The sequence below is a fragment of the Chryseobacterium sp. G0201 genome (assembly GCF_003815655.1).
In the GTDB taxonomy this organism is placed as follows: domain Bacteria; phylum Bacteroidota; class Bacteroidia; order Flavobacteriales; family Weeksellaceae; genus Chryseobacterium.
This window is the reverse complement of record NZ_CP033917.1, coordinates 4,001,877-4,021,463: the sequence shown is the minus strand read 5'-3', so window position 1 is coordinate 4,021,463 and position 19,587 is coordinate 4,001,877. Positions and strand designations below refer to the sequence as shown.

General features: G+C 33.8%; 19 protein-coding genes. 4 read left to right on the top strand and 15 right to left on the bottom strand.

Translation table 11 applies throughout. The features are described 5' to 3' along the window. The first annotated feature begins 348 nt into the window (after positions 1 to 348). On the top strand, positions 349 to 1,659 hold the full coding sequence (locus EG348_RS17940) for a reverse transcriptase domain-containing protein (RefSeq protein WP_123984339.1): 1,311 nt from the start codon (positions 349 to 351) through the stop codon (positions 1,657 to 1,659). Between the two features lie 29 nt (positions 1,660 to 1,688). Here the strand turns inward: EG348_RS17940 and EG348_RS17935 are convergent, their stop codons facing one another. Together EG348_RS17935 and EG348_RS17930 are read right to left on the bottom strand one after the other, a co-directional pair. Beyond that, positions 1,689 to 2,192 (bottom strand): GNAT family N-acetyltransferase, encoded by a 504-nt coding sequence (locus EG348_RS17935; protein WP_123984338.1) that lies wholly within the window; start codon positions 2,190 to 2,192, stop codon positions 1,689 to 1,691. Between the two features lie 57 nt (positions 2,193 to 2,249). Beyond that, a complete protein-coding gene (locus EG348_RS17930; RefSeq protein ID WP_123984337.1) occupies positions 2,250 to 2,828 on the bottom strand; it encodes a Crp/Fnr family transcriptional regulator in 579 nt (192 codons plus the stop codon). 89 nt (positions 2,829 to 2,917) lie between these two features. On the opposite strand from EG348_RS17930, the gene EG348_RS17925 reads away from it, so the two are divergent. Next, positions 2,918 to 3,625, top strand: a complete 708-nt coding sequence (locus EG348_RS17925) for an HAD family hydrolase (protein ID WP_123984336.1) — start codon at positions 2,918 to 2,920, stop codon at positions 3,623 to 3,625. A 35-nt stretch (positions 3,626 to 3,660) separates the two neighbouring features. Here the strand turns inward: EG348_RS17925 and EG348_RS17920 are convergent, their stop codons facing one another. From EG348_RS17920 to EG348_RS17885, 8 genes are all read right to left on the bottom strand, one after another. Continuing rightward, positions 3,661 to 6,063: an alpha/beta hydrolase family protein gene (locus EG348_RS17920; RefSeq protein ID WP_123984335.1), complete on the bottom strand. Its 2,403-nt coding sequence runs from the start codon at positions 6,061 to 6,063 to the stop codon at positions 3,661 to 3,663. A gap of 93 nt (positions 6,064 to 6,156) precedes the next feature. Next, complete coding sequence (locus EG348_RS17915; RefSeq protein ID WP_123984334.1) at positions 6,157 to 6,585, bottom strand: DoxX family protein; 429 nt, start codon at positions 6,583 to 6,585, stop codon at positions 6,157 to 6,159. A 69-nt stretch (positions 6,586 to 6,654) separates the two neighbouring features. Continuing rightward, a complete protein-coding gene (gene era, locus EG348_RS17910) occupies positions 6,655 to 7,530 on the bottom strand; it encodes a GTPase Era (RefSeq protein ID WP_123984333.1) in 876 nt (291 codons plus the stop codon). Between the two features lie 124 nt (positions 7,531 to 7,654). Then, positions 7,655 to 8,491: a sugar phosphate isomerase/epimerase family protein gene (locus EG348_RS17905; protein ID WP_123984332.1), complete on the bottom strand. Its 837-nt coding sequence runs from the start codon at positions 8,489 to 8,491 to the stop codon at positions 7,655 to 7,657. Between the two features lie 30 nt (positions 8,492 to 8,521). Next, positions 8,522 to 9,931: a carbohydrate porin gene (locus EG348_RS17900; protein WP_123984331.1), complete on the bottom strand. Its 1,410-nt coding sequence runs from the start codon at positions 9,929 to 9,931 to the stop codon at positions 8,522 to 8,524. 6 nt (positions 9,932 to 9,937) lie between these two features. Then, on the bottom strand, positions 9,938 to 11,182 hold the full coding sequence (fucP, locus tag EG348_RS17895; RefSeq protein WP_123984330.1) for an L-fucose:H+ symporter permease: 1,245 nt from the start codon (positions 11,180 to 11,182) through the stop codon (positions 9,938 to 9,940). Between the two features lie 44 nt (positions 11,183 to 11,226). Further along, complete coding sequence (locus tag EG348_RS17890) at positions 11,227 to 12,117, bottom strand: carbohydrate kinase family protein (protein ID WP_123984329.1); 891 nt, start codon at positions 12,115 to 12,117, stop codon at positions 11,227 to 11,229. A gap of 32 nt (positions 12,118 to 12,149) precedes the next feature. Next, positions 12,150 to 13,148, bottom strand: coding sequence for a LacI family DNA-binding transcriptional regulator (locus tag EG348_RS17885; protein ID WP_123984328.1), 999 nt, complete (start codon positions 13,146 to 13,148; stop codon positions 12,150 to 12,152). Positions 13,149 to 13,493: 345 nt separating this feature from the next. On the opposite strand from EG348_RS17885, the gene EG348_RS17880 reads away from it, so the two are divergent. Both EG348_RS17880 and EG348_RS17875 read left to right on the top strand, forming a co-directional pair. Continuing rightward, positions 13,494 to 14,057, top strand: a complete 564-nt coding sequence (locus EG348_RS17880; protein WP_123984327.1) for a Crp/Fnr family transcriptional regulator — start codon at positions 13,494 to 13,496, stop codon at positions 14,055 to 14,057. 132 nt (positions 14,058 to 14,189) lie between these two features. Continuing rightward, positions 14,190 to 14,516, top strand: coding sequence for a DMT family transporter (locus EG348_RS17875; protein ID WP_123984326.1), 327 nt, complete (start codon positions 14,190 to 14,192; stop codon positions 14,514 to 14,516). Between the two features lie 106 nt (positions 14,517 to 14,622). Here EG348_RS17875 and EG348_RS17870 read toward each other — a convergent pair whose 3' ends face one another. The 5 genes from EG348_RS17870 to gpmI form a co-directional block, all read right to left on the bottom strand. Next, entirely contained in the window at positions 14,623 to 15,390 is a 768-nt protein-coding gene (locus EG348_RS17870; RefSeq protein WP_123984325.1) for a class I SAM-dependent methyltransferase, read from the bottom strand. Then, positions 15,390 to 16,199 carry a type I methionyl aminopeptidase gene (map, locus tag EG348_RS17865; protein ID WP_123984324.1) on the bottom strand — a complete coding sequence of 270 codons (810 nt, stop codon included), beginning with the start codon at positions 16,197 to 16,199 and terminating at the stop codon, positions 15,390 to 15,392. Before map ends, EG348_RS17870 begins: the two co-directional genes overlap by 1 nt. 155 nt (positions 16,200 to 16,354) lie before the next feature. Beyond that, positions 16,355 to 16,786 carry a BT0820 family HAD-type phosphatase gene (locus EG348_RS17860; protein ID WP_123984323.1) on the bottom strand — a complete coding sequence of 144 codons (432 nt, stop codon included), beginning with the start codon at positions 16,784 to 16,786 and terminating at the stop codon, positions 16,355 to 16,357. 94 nt (positions 16,787 to 16,880) lie between these two features. Next, complete coding sequence (locus tag EG348_RS17855) at positions 16,881 to 17,861, bottom strand: acyl-ACP desaturase (protein WP_123984322.1); 981 nt, start codon at positions 17,859 to 17,861, stop codon at positions 16,881 to 16,883. A gap of 151 nt (positions 17,862 to 18,012) precedes the next feature. Further along, the gene (gpmI, locus tag EG348_RS17850; protein ID WP_123984321.1) at positions 18,013 to 19,554 is read right to left on the bottom strand and encodes a 2,3-bisphosphoglycerate-independent phosphoglycerate mutase; all 1,542 of its coding nucleotides are present in this window, start codon (positions 19,552 to 19,554) and stop codon (positions 18,013 to 18,015) included. Between the last annotated feature and the right edge of the window lie 33 nt (positions 19,555 to 19,587).

Here is a 19,587-nt window from a genome sequence, read left to right as displayed (position 1 = left end):
TGTTAAAAAATGTGAAAGTTTCAAAAAACTTGCACAGGTCATAAAAGACCTTAATTTTGACTATAATGGAAAGAACAGCCCAATTTCAAACACTGAATGGCAAAGTAACAAATAACAATGCAATTTCTTGCGCCCACAGTTTAAGACTTAAGATTTTCCTTAAGTGCGCGCTTGATATAAGATTGAGAACTCAATCGAAAGTCAGGATTGCCGAAGAACCCATTTGCAAAGGATTAGTGAGAACCTTCATGGTTGTGCTAATCACTCTTTCAATGAAGTGTTCTGTTTCTTATAAGTAAAGTTTATCATACTGACATGTTGTCATTCAAGGGTCTTTGCAATACAGATATGGAAAAAAAAACTAATAAAACATTACTAAAAAAAATTTCTACACCCGAAGCATTGAAAAATGCTTGGAATAAATTAGTAAAATTCAATAAGGAATCTCGAGGATTATCTGGTATGACTATAGAAAAATTTGGAGAGAATCTAGATGATCATATTCTATCTATTTCAAAAAGATTAAAAACAAACAATTATAAATTTAGTCAAACTAGAGGAGTACTTATTGTAAAAAAAGACAAAAATTCTTTTAGACCACTTCAAATTCCTGAAACTTCTGATCGAGTAGTAATCAAAGCAATGGCTATAGAGTTAGAAGATATTTTTAAACCAACTTTAATGCAAAGCGATGGCTATAGTTTTGCTTATCAAAAATATACCGGTGTAAAAGATGCTATGTTAAAAGTTCAAGATTATTATAATAAAGGTAATAGATACGTACTGGAGGCTGATTTAGTTAATTTTTTTGGAACAGTTAATAAGAAAGAATTATTGGAAAAAAAGATATTTCCTAATCTTCCTGATAATAGCATTGATTTATTAATAAATGAAGCCTTAAATCAAAAAATAGGTAATCTTACAGAGTTTGAAGCACAACAAAAACTTTATTTTGATGGAATAGAAAATGGAATACCTCAAGGTAACGCATTGTCTCCTTTATTTTCTAATATATATTTATCTGATTTTGATAAAAAAATTATCTCAAATAATTTTAATTTAGTTAGATATGCAGATGATTTTGTAATTCTTGCTGAAACAAAGCGGGAATGTAGAGAAGCATATAAAAAATGTTTACTCTATCTTAAGGAATTAGACTTAGAAATTCATCCATTAGAAAAAAATGATAAAACAAAAATAACCGATATATCTAAAGATAGTTTTACATTTCTATCAGTCACTTTTGATGGAAATTTTTTATTTCCTTCTTATGATAATTTTAAAAAATTAGAAAATAAGATATGGGAACTAACCAAAGGACAAATTGAATTAAATCTTTTTGATTTCTTAAAAAAATTAAAGAATAGACATGAAGGTTGGATCTCAGCTTTTATCTATACTGATTTAAACAGATATTCTGAAAGATTAGATTATATAATTAATCGAGCACTTTATATAAAACTTGAAAAAATTGATTGGAAATTAATCCAAAGTAGATTAGATAAAATTCCAAAAAATTACAGGTCAAAAATAGGATCTCCTTATTGTATTAATAAAAAACAAAGAATCCATTCGGGTATCCCTTTAACAAGTCACTTAATTACAGGAAAGATTGAGAAGATTAAATCTAAGGAAGAATTAAAGATTGAAGAAAAATAATTTTTTAAATTTTGTATTACAAACACAAACTACCCGATCCTCTTCCCCAAAATCACAACACTCCTTTCCACACCATCCAAAACCGCTACATCAGGAAACATGCCCCAATCTTCAAATCCGAAATGTCTGAAAAGTTTTAAGCTTGGTTCATTATGTAAAAAGATAAAGCCGAGCAATGTTTTTACACCGAATCTTCCTGCATTGTCAATACAATATTGAAGGACTTTTTTACCAAAGCCTTTTCCGCGACAGCTTTCATCCATATAGATGCTGATTTCAACCGTTCCGTTGTAAGCGGGTCTACCGTAAAATGATGAAAAACTCACCCAACCGAGCGTATTATTTTGGAAATCTTCAATTAACCAAAGTGGCCTAGTTTCGGGATTGTGTTCATTAAACCACTGTTGTCTGCTTTCCACAGAAACGTTTTCCGTATCAGCGGTTACCATTCTCGATGGGATGGTTGAGTTATAGATCTCTACAATTCTTGGCAGGTCTTCAGGAGTTGCATTCCTGAACGTTAATTCTTCCATATTAATGACAGCAAATTTCTGCAAAGATACATGAAGATTTTTTTATTATTTGAGGAATTATTCTTCGTTATTATTTTCTTTTATTTCCTTTAGAGCTCTGTTAAGGCTTCTTACCGTAATTCCTAAATAGGACGCCATATCTTCTTTTGAGATCTCCATTTCTTTAGATTTCAGCTCAAGAAGTTGAGACAATGTATGTTCTGTGGTATGAAGCTGCTGGTAAGATGCGCGGCTTGAAGTATTCACGATACGCTCTGCAAAAACATCAAGCAATAAATTATTCAATGTCAAGTCACTTTTAATTAATGATTGAAAATACGGTATCGTCATCGAATAAACACTGACTTCTGTCATGGCTTCGATGCTGCAAAGGCAGGAAACATTTTTAATGACTTCGATCTCGCCTATGATCTCGCCTTTTCCCAAAAACTCTACGATGTATTCTTTGTCATTTTCTTCAACGAAATAACATTTTGTAATTCCGTTTTTAATGAGCATTATTTTAGAGGAAACTTCGTTTTGCGTCAATATTCTTTCGCCTTTTTCAAAAGATTTCAGAACAATATTTTTTTTGTTTTCCGGCTTGTTGTAAAGCCCTTCCAGATAATCTAAAAATTGAGGATTTGTACGTAGCATATTTCGGTTGGGACAAATGTCCTTTTCTTTTTTGTTTTTTATAATGAATTTTGTCGGCAGAAAATTACAAAAACTAAAGTAAACAGAATATGAATAATGCTATAACGACAATTGCTTTTGACGCAGACGATACTTTATGGATCAACGAACCTTATTTTCAGGAAGCTGAAAGAAAATTTTGTATTCTTCTTGAAAATTTTCTTCCACAACATTCTGTATCTCAGGAATTATTTAAAACAGAAATGCAGAATCTTCCTTTGTACGGCTATGGAGTGAAAGGTTTTATGTTATCTATGATCGAAACAATCAGCAGAGTTTCCGAAAATACGGCTTCTCTCGAGCTTATCAATAAAACCCTTGAAATCGGAAAAAAACTTCTTCAAAAACCTGTCGAATTATTTGATGGCGTTACCGAAACATTAGATCAATTAAAAGGAAGCTACAAGCTTGTAATAGCCACCAAAGGAGATTTGCTGGATCAGGAACGAAAACTTAAAAATTCCGGATTACAGGATTATTTTCATCATATTGAAATCATGAGTGATAAAAAAGAGTCTGATTATAGAAAATTGCTAAAACATCTCGACTGTCAGCCTGAAAACTTTTTGATGCTCGGAAATTCCATAAAATCAGATATTTTACCTGTTTTGGAAATTGGTGGATTTGCGGCTCATATTCCCTACCATATTACCTGGAGCCACGAACAGCATGAACATCATTTGGAACATGATCGTTTTATAGAATTGAAAAATATGAAGGAAGTAATTTCTTATTTAGACACTAAAAATATTTTTTAAATGAAAAACCCGATCAAATGAACGGGTTTTAAAATTTATTTTTTCAAACATTTCTCAAGGAACTGATCCTGTTCCCAAAGAAGGTGAAGAATATTCTCTTTAGCCTGATAACCGTGAGCTTCTTTAGGTAAAAGAACCATTTTTACAGGTGCTCCGAGGTTTTTCAATGCCTGGAAATACCTTTCCGTCTGCAAAGTGAAAGTTCCCGGATTATTATCTGCATCACCATGAATCAGAAGTAATGGAGTTTTCATTTTATCTGCATTCATAAATGGTGACATTGCGTTGTAGATCTCCGGAACATCCCAGTAATTTCTCTGTTCGCTCTGGAAACCAAAAGGCGTCAATGTTCTGTTGTATGCTCCACTTCTTGCAATTCCGCAAGCGTAATCTTTAGAATGTGTCAGAAGGTTGGCAGTCATAAAAGCACCGTAAGAGTGACCTCCCACTGCAACTTTAGTTCTGTCGATGTATCCTAGCTGATCCACAGCATCAATTGCAGCTCTACCGTTGGCAACTAACTGAGTGATAAATGTATCATTCGGCTCTGTTTTTCCTTCTCCAATGATCGGGAAAGCGGCATCATCCAAAACTGCATATCCTTTGGTCGTCCAATAAACGAAAGAACCGTAGTATGGGAACGTAAAGTCGTTTGGATTTTGGGTATTTTGTCCGGCCGTATTTTTATCTTTATATTCTGTCGGATACGCCCAGATCAACAAAGGAAGTTTTTCTTTCTTCGCTTTTCTGTCATAATTTGCAGGTAGATAAAGCGTTCCCGTTAAAGTAACTCCATCGTTTCTTTTGTAAGTAATTACTTCTTTATAAACATCTTTAATGCTTTCAAAAGGATTGGCGAAATTGGTTACCGTTTCTGTTTTATTAGACTTAATATTTTTCTTAAAATAATTAGGATACTGACTTGCAGACTGCTGAATTGTCAACACTTCTCCTTTTGAAGGATTCAGAATATCAATAATCTCTTCTTTTGCATTCTTTATATTGGATGTGTAAAGTCTTTTCTTTTTCAACGTTTTCATATCCATTTCATCGATAAATGGATGTTGGCCGTCTTTTGTAAACCCATCTCCGATAAGATAAGATTTTCCACCTTTCATATCAACAACTGTTCTTCCGAATTGGTTTTTTGTTGTATTGAAATTCCCCGGATCGCTGTAGACATCCTGATAATTTCTATCATCAATTACTTTAGATTCATTATTATTTAAATCAACCAGATAAGATTTTGTATTTCTTGTGTCGTACCAACCTTCGTAAACGATGGCAAAATGATCGTTTGTCCAACTCGTACCTTCATATCTTTGTTTTGTTTTAAAGAAAGATTTTGGAGCTGCATTAAATGGTGCTTCCCAAGTAAATATCTCATCTCTGTAATCTACGGTTTTAGACTGATCTCCGCCATCTAAAGCTTCAGCATAAGCCAATGTTGCTGGCATATCGCTTCTCCAGCTCATGTCTCTTTTCCCTGTACGTACAGAAGAAAATCCTTTGGGCATTATTTCGTTAAGCGGAACTTCATTCACCACTTTTATAACATTTCCGTTAATATCATAAACCGTTGTGGTCATTGGAAATCTGTTTAATGGAACGATATATGAAAATGGTTTCTTGATCGTAGTTGCCATCATATAATTTCCGTCCGGTGAAAAACTTAATCCGGAATATAGATCCTGTTCTTTTACTTTCTTCAAGTTTCCGTTTAAGTCAACGTTGTAAATATCAGAAGCTGTAAGAATTTCAAAGTTTTTTTCATCCTGTGGATTTTTAAGCAAATCCTGATACGTTCTGTTTTGAGAAACTTTTCCGTCTGCTGTAGAAACGATCGGGCCTGTTGGAAGATCTTTACTCGAATCAATTAACGTTCCTCTGTTTTGAGGAAGCGTTTTAATTAATACATTCTGAGAATCTTTATACCAAACATATGGACTTCCTAAATTGGCATTCAGATTATCTCCGGTTATTTTCTTTGCGGTAGCAGTTTCCAGATCAACGATCCAAAGTTCTACTCCTTTGCTTGTTGTATTTGTAAAAGCCAGTTTTTTTTCATCCGGTGAGAAAGAAGTATAAGTAATTTTAGGATTTACAGGTAAATTTTTAACCTGAACTTCAACCTTATCATTCAGTTTTCTAACTTTCAAATTGTTTGAGTATGTTGCTGTACTTGAAATATTGGTTACAGGATTAATTCTCAATCCCCCCAGCTTCATTTCCTGCTGGCTAAGATCTTCCAAAGTTTTATAAGTCGGACGGTAAGTGAAAACAATCCAGTCTTTTTTGCTGTTCATTAAAACACTTGGAGGTCTTTCGTAATCTGCCAATTTAAGGATTTCTGCAGACGGCTTTTGATAAGTAATATTTTCCTGAGCTTCATAGAAATTAAGAAACGCAAGGAGACAGACAGTTAGCTTTATCTTCATTATATATTCATTTTTCACGAATTTAATGAATTTTAAATACATAAAAAAAGAGCAGTAAAATTTACTGCTCTTTATATTTATTATAGGTTTTAATTACCAATCAGAAGCCCTTCTTCTCTTTTCAATCATGTAATCTACAGAGAATTTTCCGGCTCCGTAAGCCATTAAAAGAAGATATACAGATAAATAAATTAAGCTTAATTCTTTCTTTTCAAATGGATCTGACCCATGAACCACAAAACCTGCAATGATCATTGTAAAGATCAAAAATCCCAATGAAATCCTTGTAAAAAGTCCCAATATAAGAAGAATTGAACATGCAAATTCTGCTGCAACAGTCAATACTAAAGATATTTTAGAACCAAGTCCCAGAAAATCAAAGAATTTAATATCTCCACCTTCAAGTAACATCTGAAGTTTTGGAAAACCGTGAGAAAGCATCGCAAACCCTATAAATACTCTTACAATTAACAGAATAATATCTACATAAATCGGGTTAGACTTTGAGTTTAAATAGTTCATTCAATGAAAATTTAAAGATAAAGTTAATGAAAATCTTCTTAATACAACGATGAATATTGACTTTTTAGTCTATCGGTATCCGAAATTTTTTAAATCTCTATCATTTTTTCTCCAATCTTTTTTCACTTTAACGAATAAATTCAAGTGTATTTTTTTTGAGAAAAACTTTTCTAAGTCCAATCTTGCTTCTGTTCCTACTTTTTTAATTGCTTCTCCTTTATGTCCGATAATAATCCCTTTTTGGGTATCTCTTTCAACATAAATAATTGAATCAATGAAAATTATTCCTTCTTTTTCCTTGAACTGCTCTGTAACAACTTCTACAGAGTATGGAATTTCTTTGTCATAATTCAAAAGAATTTTCTCACGAATAGCCTCATTCACGAAAAATCTTTCAGGTTTATCGGTATACTGATCTTTATCGTAATAAGCCGGGCTTTCAGGAAGCATCGACTTTAATTTAGGAAGAATAATATCGGTATTGAATGCATTTAACGCAGAAATAGGAAGAATTTCAGCTTTAGGAATCCTTGCATGCCACTCCTCTACCAATCTTTCCAAACCAGCCTGATCTGTCTGATCTACTTTATTTAATAAAAGTAAAACAGGAACCGGGATCTTATTTAGTTTTTCAATCAAAAATTCTGAAGGTTCAGATTTATCCGTAACATCTACAATGAAAAGGAAAACATCGGCATCCTGCAAAGAATCCTTTACAAAATCCATCATCTTTTCCTGAAGACCATATTTAGGATCTAAAACTCCAGGTGTATCCGAAAATACGATCTGTAGGTCTTCTTCATTATAAATTCCAAAAATTCTGTGACGTGTTGTTTGTGCTTTTTGAGTTACAATAGCCAACTTTTCCCCCATTAACTCATTTAATAAGGTAGATTTTCCGGCATTTGGTTTCCCAACTATATTTACAAATCCTGCTTTGTGCATAAAAATAATATTACAAAATGCAAAGTTACTAAAACAAAACTGGTCTTTACGGCTAATGTTAAAAGATTTAAAATAAAAAAGCCTTCCCAATTAAGGAAAGACTTTCTCTGGAAATGAAATTGAACTAAATATGATGTTTCATAAATTCTAAACTGCCACTAGCCAAATCTTCGGCATCATGTGGGGATTTCTGCCATAAAGAAACCATCTGTTGCATCCCGGGAATCGAGGATGAAAAATTTTCAAGAACTAAATTCCCTTCAAAATTGATCTCTTTTAAAGCTTTAAAAAGTTCGCTCCAATTTACAGTACCTTCACCCAACATTCCGCGGTGAGATTCTGTCATGTGAACGTGTTTTAGCTTGTTTCCGGCAAGAATAATAGGATCATAAAAATTATTCTCCTCAATATTCATGTGGAAAGTATCCAAATGAAGAAATAAATTATCTTTTCCTGTTTTTGAGATCAGATCTAAAACATTTTTTGCTGTATTACAAACATAAGTTTCGTAACGGTTGATGGGTTCAATTGCAATATTTACACCTTTTTCTTTGGCATAATCTGCAACGTTGCTCCAAACTTCAACAATAGTTTCAGCTTCATTTTCAGTTAATGGATTTCCCGAAAATGCTCCGATTCCGCCATGAAGAACGCCTCCTAAAAAATTAGTTTCTAATTCTGAGGTCTTGTCTACAGCCCGTTTCATCAACTTTTCTGCAGCCTCAGGATGAAAAGCAATATGAGCTTCTTTTGGAAGATTTAATGAACAAACAACATCAAGATTATTATCTTTAAGCTGCTGTTTTACTTCTTTAGCATTGAATTCCATTGACGGAGGAAGCAAAATTTCAATTAAATCAAAACCTGCTTTTGCCGTTTTTTCTATTGCATATTTTCCGGCTTCAGGATTCCAGTTTGGGGTGATCCATGAAAGAAGTGAAGCTCCAAATTTTACATTCATTATAATAATTATTAATTTTTAATTATTCATTTAAAATACCCACCACTCTGTTCTTACGCCAAAATAAGTTCCGAATCTTTTAGCTCCAGATTGTTGCAAAAATGGTGAATAAAGACTGTTCAACGCCTGATCGTTGTATCTTGATAATTCTGCAATCAATCTGATGTGTGGCCTTGCCCAAACGCTTCTTTCAGCTGTTGGAACAAGTGTTGGAGCCAAAACCAATTTTGTCATTGATGCTGGATCCTGATTTCCATCCTTTCTTGTTGCAAAATGCAATTCGGAAACAATGTGGAACCAATTATTGAAATAATACGTTGCTCTTAACCCTGTATTAAATTCAGATTTTTTATTAAAAATTTCGCGGTTGTAGTAATCTATAGCTTTGTTATCACTGTTTGCCCCACCTTTACTTTGGGTATAAACAGCGTAAGCGTTTACAGACCATCTATCAGAAAGATTTAGCAAAATATGTTCAACGGCAGTTAAAGAGTATGCACCTTTATAAGTTTTTGTAACTTCGTCCGGAGCCCCGTAAGTTCGCCATGTTTGGGTATTCCCGCCATCACCCCCGTTGGCAATTCCGCCTCCGTATCTCAAGGAAATTTGGTTAAATGATCCCGGAAGTTTTGTTTTTAAATTGGTATTTAATTTTGCTCCCAAAACCCAGCCTTTATCTGATGGATACTGTTCCACAGAATTTTTCCCGGATTTATCTACATTATGAAACTCTGCAAGAAGTTTCAGTTTATGATTACTATTTTTAAACGGAATAGTCTGCTCTAATACAAATACTTCTCTTTGTCTGTAGATCAAACTTTTTGTACCGCTGATCACATTTGTATAAGAATAGGGAGTTGAATTACTAGCCAAAGTATCGATCGCAGCAGGAAAAAACATTGAGAATCTTGTATTTTTATGTCTTACTCCCCAACCAGTAGCTGAGTGATCATCAAAGTAAAAATAATCTGCAATGTGTACATCCTCATATCTTAAAAATCGAGATCCAGCCCACACATCCCAATCACTCCCCATGATATTTCTGGCTTCAACAAAGGCTTCCGGCAAAGAAACAATCATACCGTGATTAGACTTTGTATTTATATTTCCTAAAAATGTTCCGCCGGAATAAAAACTCAATCTTGTCTGCACATCTATTTGGGTCATTTTTGTACTGTCACCTTTCACCAAAGGAGAAAAATGAAATGCAGGTAAAAATTCTACATAATCTCCCTGATCCATTCTTCCACCAAGTGATCCCTGATTATTTAGATTTAATTGCTGACCGGTTCTTCCGTCTGCATTGGGAGAATAGCCTGCACCAATTCTACCTGATGATCCAAGCGAAAACTTTTTATTTGTAATCAAAATCTGTGCGTTTGAAAATTGAATAGCAATAATCAAAAACCAAAAACTATATTTAAAAACATTTGTGTTCATATTTTATTATTTAAGCGTCTTTGGTTTGTAGAATTTTAAAGCAAACACAATAATGATCACATAACAGATAATTGGCAATAAATAAGCATGTGCAACGTCTGTTTCTGCAATTTTACCCATAATTGGAGGGAAAACTGCTCCTCCGAACATCGCCATTACCAAGAAAGATGATGCCTGCTGAACTTTATTTCCTAATCTTTTAAGACCAAGACTGAAAATCGTAGGATACATTACGCTTAAGAATAAATTCAACATAATTAAGCTAATGAATGAAACCCATCCGAAACTTTGAGAAATGATAAGACAAAGCACAATATTACAAGCTGTAAAGATGGCTAAAAGCTTATTTGGAGCAATATATTTCATTAAGAATGTTCCTACAAAACGTCCGATCATCATCATTGCCATACTTAAAGAGAAATAATATGAAGCCTGAGTTTCCTGAAGATGCATTTTTTCTACTCCATAATTAATGAAGAACGCCCATGTTCCACCTTGTGCTGCAATATTGAAAAACTGAGCAACTACGGCAAAAATGAAATGTCTCTGCTTCCAAAGTGGTGCATTTGGATCGCTGTCATGATGGTGATCTTCACCTGTAGCGTGTTCAAGCATTTCAATTTCTTCAGCGTGAGGATCTTTTAAACTTGGAACTTTAATGAAAAAGAAAATAATGGTAATTACTAAAATCACGATCCCGATCCAAGCATAGAGGCTTTTTACAGAGTCTAAAGAATTATCTTCCTGTCCTGCTCCAAAGATGAAAAACCCTCCTAATAAAGGGCCGATAATCGCTCCCAATCCATTAAAAGACTGAGCAAAGTTTACTCTCTGATCACTCGTTCTCTCATCACCTAATGCCGCAACAAAAGGGTGAGCCACAGTTTCTAAAGTCGCCATCCCCATCGCAAGGATAAATAATGCTACCCTAAAGAAATCAAATGACATATTGTTCGCCGCAGGAATAAATAGAAAACATCCGCCTGCAAACAATGACAATCCCAAAATAACTCCTAGTTTATATCCAAATTTTTTCATGAAAAGTCCCGCAGGAATTCCCATTAAAGCATAAGCTCCGAAGATGGAAAGCTGTACCAATCCGGATTTTGATTTGGAAATACTAAGAACATTTTGAAAATGCTTGTTTAATACATCTCCCATCGTCAGAGCAATAGCCCAGAAAAAGAACAGGGAGATCACGAAAGAGAATACAACAAGGTACTTCTTTTCAGTAAATTTAGCTGAATTCATAAATGTGTTTTTTTAATGTTAAAGATTTATTGAATAATTTAATTTTAGTTTTTAAATTTTTGAAATTCTTCATACTCATAATCCGGGCAAGCACCTGATTTTGAAGTAATAAATGCACCTAAAGAAATAGCTTCTTTCATGATTTCTTCAGGACTTTTCTCCTGAATTCTTTTAGAAATAAATCCTGCAAGGAAAGCGTCTCCACTTCCTACTGTGTCTGCAATTTTAATCGGAACAGCTCCAAATCCATAATTTCTGTCTCCAACAAAATACCTTGCCCCTTTACTTCCTTTCGTAAGCACAATTTCTTTAATGTTAAAGTGATTCTGAATGAAAGTTACACTCTCGTCTTCACTAATGTATTCTTCGCTTAGAAACTCCATGATCTGTCTCATTTCAGCTTTGTTCATTTTTACGATATCTGCTTTGTGCAAAAGTTCTTTGATTAAATCAATATCAATGAATGGCGGTCTGAAATTAACGTCAAATATTTTAAGTTTTGCGAATTCTATAAGTTTTAAAAGCGTTTCTTTGGATTTTGGGTTTCTTGCAGAAAGACTTCCGAAAATAAAAGCTTCAGCATTGGATATCAATTCTTTATGTTCAGGTAAAAAATCAATATAATCCCAAGCTACATGATTTACAATATCGTAGGTTGCTTCATTATGTTCATCAATTTTTGCAATTACCGTGCTTGTAGGATGTTCATTGTCAACCTGAATATATTCTGTGGTCAATCCCCAACCTTTTATCTGGTCTGTTAGTTTTTTTCCAAGCTCGTCGTTACCGATTCTGCTTAGCATCTTAACATCAGTTCCCATTTTGTACACATTATATGCTGCATTGAAAGGCGCTCCCCCCGCTCTGGTACCTTCAGGAAATATATCCCAAAGCACTTCACCAAAACATACTACATAAGGATTTTCATTTATCATAGGTTAAACGTTTAAGTTATTTGTTAAATTTTTTATTTTACTGAATTTTTATTAATCAATTTAGCTGGAAAAGTTATTTTTCTACCGTCAACTACATAATTATCAATCTGAGCATCAAGTATTTTTATGGCTTCTTTTGCCATTTCCATTAAAGGTTGCTGCACATAACTGATCTCAGTAGGAAAAAGGCTGTACGCTTCCGTTTCATCAAAAGCAATTACTGATACATCTTGCGGAACTTTAATATTTTTCTGGTTTAAATAGCTTAATCCTGCAATACCAAGCTTATTACTAGAAAAATATAAAGCCGTTTTCTTAGATAGATCTAAAGTTTCATCAAGACCTTTATAAATCTCTTCCGTGATATTATCAATACCGATTAATACTTTTTTATATTGAATATCTGCATTGGAAATACGTTTATCAAATCCCTCCTGTCTGTCCAACAGATGTGGAAGTCTCGTATCATATCCTACATAGATAATTTCTTCAAAATTTTTCTCAACCAAAAACTCGCAGATACTTTCTGAGATTTCAGAATTATTGATCATAATTCCGGGAATATCTACATTTTTAAGATAACGGTCAATCGTTACTATCGGATATTCTTCCTTTAATAGTTTTAAAACAGCCTCATCAGAATCTACTACCGGTGCTAAAATCATCCCATCAACCTGCTGCTCTGAGAAAAGTTCGGTTAATTTTCTGAATTTTTCAGGATTCTCGTCTGAACTTCCGATAAGCAAAGTATAACCAAATTTCATCGCTTCATTCTCTATATTTCTTGCAATATTAGAATAAAAGTCATTAGAAATATCCGCAAGAATAAGCCCTATCAGCTTACTTTTACTCATTTTCAGGCTTTTCGCAATTTTATTGGGGATGTAATTAATCGTTTCAGCCACTTCAAGGATTTTTTCTTTGGTAGCTTCACTTATTCTGCTTCCTTCTTTTTTATTTAAAACATAGGAGACCGTTGCAACAGAAAATCCTGCAATTCTCGCGATGTCTTTTATGGAAGCTCTTTTCATACTATTACTTTACATCGCAAAAGTATCTTATAAAATGTAAACAAAACAATAGCCTAATTTTTTTGGTCATTTGGAAAATTATTGTATTTTCGCGACTTTTTAAAAATTAAATTCAAATTAAATTCAAAACACTGATTACCAATTATTTAAACTACATTATTTATCAATATTAATTTAATGTTAACTAAAAATGAAATCTTTTGAAGTTAATTTAGTTGTACTTTTGGTTAAACGTTTAGCTTATTAAATTTTAATATATTTTAAAAATAATTTAAAACTTGATAAAAATATCCTTTTATTTAACCTTTTAAAACTAGTATTTTTGAAATATTACAATTCATTTTTATGAATATAGACGAAATCCTTGATAATATCTACCCTTTACCGGAAAACTCTAAGTTAAATTTAAAGAACCATATTACAGAAGTTTCTCATCCCAAAAACTTCTGTTTAATGGAAGCTGATAAGATAGTCCCTCATATTTACTTTATAAAGAAAGGAATCGTTCGTGCCTACGCCTCTACTCCAGAAAATGATATTACTTTTTGGTTTGGAAGTGAAGGTCAAACTGTGATCTCAATGAGGAGTTATGTTGAAGATAAACCCGGTTATGAAAGCATTGAATTGTTGGAAGACTGCGAATTATATAAACTTGAAACAGAGAGTTTAAGAAAATTATTTAACGAAGATATTCATATTGCCAATTGGGGGCGAAAATTTGCAGAAAGAGAATTGGTAAAAACTGAAGAACTCATTATATCAAGACAGTTTAAAACGGCTTTGGAGCGTTATAAAGACCTAATGCGTGATAAATCTGATCTTTTGAAACGAGTTCAATTAGGTCATATTGCTTCTTATTTAGGAATTACACAGGTGAGTTTGAGTAGAATTCGGGCGGAGATTAAGTGAGAGAGTTTGGAGAGTTTTAGTGTTAGAGTTTGTTGTAGTTTAAATTAATTAATTCTTTCTTCATTTTTTAACATTTGTAAAATTTTAATTGCTGATAAATACAGAACTTTGCAGCAAAAAAAATTTAAAAAAATGAATTGGATCATCTTAATCATCGCAGGATTATTTGAAGTTGCTTTTGCATCTTGTTTGGGAAAAGTAAAAGAAACAACGGGAACTACCATGTATTTTTGGTTTGCAGGATTTTTGGTTTCGTTAACTGTAAGTATGCTTTTACTGATCAAAGCAACCCAAACCCTGCCAATCGGAACTGCTTATGCGGTATGGACAGGAATTGGAGCCATAGGAACCGTATTAATGGGGATTTTCTTTTTTAAAGATCCGGTAAGCTTTTGGAGAATATTTTTCATTATAACCTTAGTAGGTTCTGTGATTGGATTGAAGGCTGTTTCTCATTAATTTTTTAAAACAAATAACACGAATTGTTTTCACAAATTAATTTATTTAAATTTCTATGTATCTTGTTATTATAAAACAAAAACGTCCCTAATTTAGAGACGTTTTTTTATTTTTTGTAAACTACAGGTAAGATTTCATTTTGTCTTAACCCATATTTTTTGATTTCTTCTTCTGTGAATTGTTGAGAATAGAAATTAGGTTCAGTTTCAAAACCCGCTTTTCTCAAACGATCAAAATAATCCATTCCGTACCAACGGACGTGGTCATATTGCCCGAAATGTTTTTGACGTTCTTTTGGATCTTTAATGGTGAAATCTTCATAGGTTTTCTCCAATGAATTTCTCATCGGAACCTGAAAAATTCCCCATCCGCCTGGTTTCATTACTCGATATAATTCACTGATTGCCTTTGCATCATCTTCGATATGTTCTAAAACATGGTTGCAAAAGACAATATCAAAACTTTCATCAGCAAAAGGAAGATCCAGAATATCAGCTTTTACATCTACGATTGGAGAAAATAAGTCGGCCGAAATATAATCCAGATTTCTCATTCTCTTGAATTTCCTTAAAAATTCCTGCTCGGGAGCAATGTGTAAAACTTTAGCATTTTTAATGAAAAAATCAGTTTCATTTTGAAGATACAGCCACATTTGGCGGTGTCTTTCCAAGCTTAAAGTTCCAGGAGATAAAGCATTTTCTCTCTGATTTCCATAACCATAAGGAAGAAACTTTCGGTAAGATCTTCCGTCAATAGGATCATAGAAATTTTCCCCTTTGAAAAACTGATAAATAAGAGGTCTTGCCCAAATACTCATCTTAATAAGCATCGGGCGCGGAATTTTATTTAATAAAAGTTTCGTTACTTTTTTCATTAAAAATCCATTTGGAAAGGCTCCTCTTCATTACTTACAATCCCTAAAGCCTCGTAAACATATTTAAATGTAGAAAGCAATACCGGTTTCCCGTTGATTACAGCTACATCGTGTTCGAAATGTGCAGAAGGCAAGTTATCTAAAGTAGTCACTGTCCAGCCATCATTATGGAATTTCACTTTCTCCGTTCCAAGGTTGATCATTGGCTCGATAGCAATTGCCAAACCGTCTTTGATCACTTTTCCGCTTCCCTGTTTTCCGTAGTTCGGAACCTGAGGATCTTCGTGCATTTTTCTGCCTAAACCATGACCTACAAGCTCTTTTACCACTCCATATCCTTCTTTTTCACAATGAGTCTGAATAGCGTGAGAAATATCTCCAATTCTTTTTCCTCTTACACATTGCGCGATTCCTTTATACAAAGATTCTTTAGCAACTTTCAAAAGTTTTTTAACTTCAGGTTTTACTTCTCCGATCTCGAAAGTATAGGCGTGATCTCCAACAAAACCGTTTAAAACAGCTCCACAATCTACAGAAAGTACATCACCTTCCTTCACAATATCATTGTTTGGAAAACCGTGTACTACCTGATCGTTTGGAGAAATACATAAAGAGTTCGGGAAACCTCCATATCCTAAAAATGCAGGTTCAGCACCATGATCTTTAATAAAATCATGCGCTAATTTATCTAAATATAAAGTGGTGATCCCAGGTTTGATCTCTTTCGCCAACATTCCTAATGTTCTTGAAACCAACTGAGCACTTTCTTTCATAAGACGAAGCTCGTCTATTGTTTTTAATTGAATCATTTCTTTGTTTAGATATTAGAAATTAAATGTTAGAAATTAGATTAAAGCTTAAAGCGTTTTTCATAACATCTAATATTTTCTGATTAAAATTTTAAAATTAAAAGTTGATTTAAAAACTAATTTCTAACATCTAGCTTCTAATTTCTTATAAAAATTTACCAGAATAAACCTTTTTTCTTTTCTTTTTTAAGTTTAGAGTAAGCTAAAACTTCTTTTCCTTCTACGCGAAATTCTATTCTTTCATTAATGATATTATAGATCTCTCCCCAACCTGGGAATCCGCCTAAATTTCTGTCATCAATAAACCAGTCTGCATCCAGTTTTCTTGATTGTGTTTCATGATCAAAAACTTCTCCTTCAAAACTTGAATTTACGGCATAAAATTCAATTCCGTTTTGTTTACAGAATTCTACTGCTTCATCCAACGTTTTTCCGTGTCTGTATGTCCAAAGGATTAATCTGAATCCTTGACGTTGTAATTTTTTTAGTGTTTCGAATGCGAAAATTTTCGCTTTTCCAATTGCCGGATAGGCATCATCAACGATTGTTCCGTCAAAATCCACAGCAATTTTTTTATTATTCATCATTTTCCCTTATGATTTAGAAGTGCAAAGATAAGAAATAAAAAGAGTGCCAAAAACATTGGGCACTCTTACTTTATAATTTAATGATAATATGGAACTAACTTTTTACCCAGCTAAACTGAAACTGAAGGTCCGGAGTAGAAACTCTGTCTGTGATTTTCTGTAATCTTCCCGGCAATTTCATTAGATATTCCTGAGCTTTTTCGGCTTTTTCAGTAAGACCTTTTACGTGTTCAATCTTCCATTCATCCAACAAATCTTTCATAATATTGATATAATCCTGTCCTGTATATACCATACATCTCTGCGCTGCATCTGAGAAATGTCCCCAAAGTTCGCCCGCGGCCTGACCGGATTGTCTCATCAAATGCGCAGGCATTACAATTTTCTTACGCATCATGTCTTCAAATGCTAAGATCATTTCTGATGGATCCAATTCTAAAATTTTAGCAACGAAATGTTTATATGCTTTAGCATGTCTTGCTTCATCTGCAGCAATTACACCACACATTTTAGCTAATTTTCCGTTTCCTGACTGCTTTGCTAATGTTCCTACTCTTCTGTGAGAGATATTGGTTGCCGTTTCCTGAAAACTTGTATAAATAAAGTTTCTGTAAGGGTCCATACTTGTACCGATATCGAAACCATCACTGATTAAATATTGGGTTGTGATCTCAACCTGTCTCATGTTTACTCTTCCACACAGATAAAGATATTTATTCAATAAATCTCCGTGTCTGTTTTCTTCACCAGTCCAAGATCTGATCCAGTTTGCCCAGCCAACTTTGTTTTCTTCCTGATTGATCCCATCAACACCCATTAACCAAGATTCATACGAAGGAAGGGCTTCTTCCGTGATACAATCTCCGATTAATGTTACGAAAAGATCATAAGGCATTTCACGAGCAAAAGTCTGGATTTCTTCTAAATCATGTTTAAAATCTTCGCTTGATGGATCCGGAAGATAGTCTGAGGGCTGCCAAATTTTCTCAATTGGCGTCAAAAATTTTTCCAGAAAAGAACCTACTTCCTTTTCTAATATTCCCATTACTTCTTTCCTTACAAGACTTTGATACATTTTAAATATGATTAGATTTTGATTTACAAAGATATGATTTATTTATTATTTGACGCATAAGAACATATGTAACTCATAATATGCCTGACATAAATCATAAAAAATACCATTCTAAAGATAGAACGATATTTTTTTAACATTATTACTAATTTTAGTTAACTAAAATTTCTCCAGTCATAATTTCAGGGATTTCAACGCCCATTACTTTAAGAATAGTTGGCGCTACATCTCCTAATTTCCCAGGTTTTAAATTCCAAGTATGATCTTTATCCATTACAATGAACGGAACCAAATTCGTTGAATGCTGGGTATTTGGAGAGCCATCCGGATTGATCATTACGTCAGAATTTCCGTGATCTGCAAGGATGAAAACTGCGTAACCATTTTCGTAAGCCGTAGTTGCCACTTTTTCGATGCATTTATCAACCGTTTCGGCAGCTTTTACAGCCGCTTCGAAAACACCTGTATGACCTACCATATCTGTATTGGCGAAATTTAAACAAACAAAATCAGCCGTTCCGTTTTCCAATTCGGGAACGATGGCGTTTGTGATATCATAAGCTGACATTTCAGGCTTTAAATCATAAGTAGGAACATCTTTTGGGCTTGGACAAAGCAATCTTTTTTCTCCATTAAAAACTTCCTCTCTACCTCCTGAAAAGAAGAAGGTAACGTGAGGATATTTCTCTGTTTCTGCAATTCTGATCTGCGTTTTTCCATTTCTTTCCAGCACTTCTCCCATTGTGTTTTCCAATACGTTTTCGTCAAAAACTACGTGTACATTTTGGTAAGTTTTATCGTAATTGGTTAAGGTAACATAATAAAGATTCAGTTTTCTCATAAAATATTCAGGGAAATCCTGCTGAGAAAGCACTTCTGTGATCTCACGACCTCTGTCTGTACGGAAATTGAAACAAATTACCACATCATTATCTGCAATTTTAGCCACAGGAACGATGTTTCCGGTTTGTTTTTGATCGATCATGATGATCGGTTTCAAGAATTCATCCGTTACATTATTATCGTAAGATTCTTTAATTGAAGCCAAAACATCGGTTGACTGCATCCCAACTCCCTCAACCATTGCATCGTAAGCCAATTTTACACGCTCCCATCTTTTATCTCTGTCCATCGCGTAGTATCTTCCGACCACTGTTGCGATTTTTCCGGTTGTAGCATCCATGTGCTTTTGAAGTTCATCAATAAAACCTAATCCAGAGTGTGGATCGCAGTCTCTACCATCTGTAAAGGCATGCACGAAAACGTTATCGTGCAATCCAAACTCCTGCGCTGCAGTCAAAAACCCTTTTAAGTGATTGATATGTGAATGTACTCCACCATTAGAAACCAATCCGATAAAGTGTACTTTTTTATTTTCTCTTTTAGCATATTCAAATGCTTCCTGAATGACTTTTTCCTGACCTAATGTTCCATTTTCAACGGCCATATTCAGTTTAACAAGGTTTTGATAAACGACTCTACCTGCTCCTAAATTCATGTGCCCAACTTCAGAATTTCCCATCTGACCGAAAGGAAGACCTACCGCCAAACCACTTGCCTCAAGCGTTGTGTGAGGAAATTTTGTATAACAACTATCTATAAATGGTGTATTTGCTTTATCTAATGCTGAAACTTCAGGATTCAGACCCAATCCCCATCCGTCAAGGATCGCTAATATTGCTTTTTTTGACATTATTTTATAACTTTTATATTACAAATTTATCTA